At 50.7% G+C, this 1,510-nt stretch carries 1 protein-coding gene and 1 pseudogene; both read right to left on the bottom strand.

From position 1 onward, the window contains the following. Positions 1 to 413 (bottom strand): annotated as a pseudogene (locus PKX57_RS12170) (GNAT family N-acetyltransferase); the annotation flags it as partial. 101 nt (positions 414 to 514) lie between these two features. Continuing rightward, positions 515 to 1,510: glycerol dehydrogenase (locus PKX57_RS12175; protein ID WP_472417588.1), on the bottom strand; the 996-nt coding region annotated here is incomplete at its 5' end.

Here is a 1,510-nt window from a genome sequence, read left to right on the forward strand (position 1 = left end):
TAACCTCTTCTCTTCAAAATCCCTATCCTTCGTTTGTCCTGGGAGTCGGTGAACACCCAGAGGCTTTTGAGGCCGTCTTTCTCACTGAAAAGGTTCCTCTCCGAGACTTCGAGCATCTCTTCCTCCAGCTCCTCACAGTCGAAAGATGGATGTACCTGTAGATGGGCCTCGCCAGTTCCATCACGGTTGACGGCCGCCACTATCCTGTCATTAGAATCTTCCCAGAAGAAAATACAGTCATTCAACGAGTCGATTTTCAGGCAGTTCTCCATGATATGCCAGCGCCAGTAATCCAGTCTGGCCAGATGCCAGGAGTATTCGCGCAGTCCGTTGGCTTTGAATACTTCTCTCAAGAACTCTCTCAGTTTCCAGTAATCTTCTTCGCGCTCATATGTTCGTATTTTGAATCCCATCTCATCACCCGCACTTCTAATCAATACTGGATTGTCCTATTCTATGATAAAGCCGGGCGAAATTTTTCACGCCCGGCATGGTTGGCTTGTTGAAAAATATTCTATTCTTGCTTGCGGTATTTTCCGTACGCGTCCGCCGCCTTTATGGCGGAGAACACAGTTTGGGGGGTGATTTCAACCAGTTCGTTGTGAATCGTTTCGCCCTCCGCACAGGAAGCGCTTGCGACTTTCATCAGCTGCTCATCGGTGGCGTCGCCCAGACCGATTTCCGCCAGAGTCGTGGGAAGCCCTACTGTTTCACAGAAGTCGTAAACTTCATCGATGACTGCCGGATCCTTCCCCGTCAGGAAAAGCGAAGCGAGCGTTCCCACGGCCACTTTCTCTCCGTGGAAATACCTGTGAGTCTCTTCGAGCACCGTGAGACCGTTGTGTATAGCGTGGGCCGCTGCGAGCCCGCCGTTTTCGAATCCCAGTCCGCTTAATAGAGTGTTGGCCTCTATGACTTTCTCGAGGGCTGGAGTTACGATATGTGCTTCACAGGCATTCTTCGCCTGTTCACCATACCTCAGAAGAGTCTCGTAGCAAAGTTTCGCAAGGGAATATGCCGTCATAGAGCCGGGATTGCCGGTCATGTTCTTTGCATTGCCGATTTCACAGGATCTCGCTTCAAACCATGTTGCAAGGGCATCGCCCATTCCCGATACGAGAAACCTTGCCGGCGCATCGGCGATTACTTTCGAATCCAGCAGCACGAGATCGGGGTTCTTCGGAAAGAAAATAAACCTCTTGAATTCTCCTTCAGGTGTGTAAACGACTGAAAGCGCACTACAGGGCGCATCGGTCGAGGCGATCGTTGGAACTATAACGACGGGTATCTTTAGGTTGTGGGCGACGGCTTTGGCCGTATCGAGTGCCTTTCCTCCCCCAATGCCCACGAGAACTTCGGTCTTGCCTTTTGCAATAGCGGAGAGCCTATCGATCTCTTCATCGGAGCACTCGCCATTAAACTCGATTATCTCCGCGGAAACTTCTTTCAACAGAGACGCCTTGATAGAAGGTATTATCTTCTCGAACACGAATGGGTCGGCTATAACGAA

The sequence above is a fragment of the Mesotoga sp. genome, from assembly GCF_035363035.1.
Taxonomy (GTDB): Bacteria; Thermotogota; Thermotogae; order Petrotogales; family Kosmotogaceae; genus Mesotoga.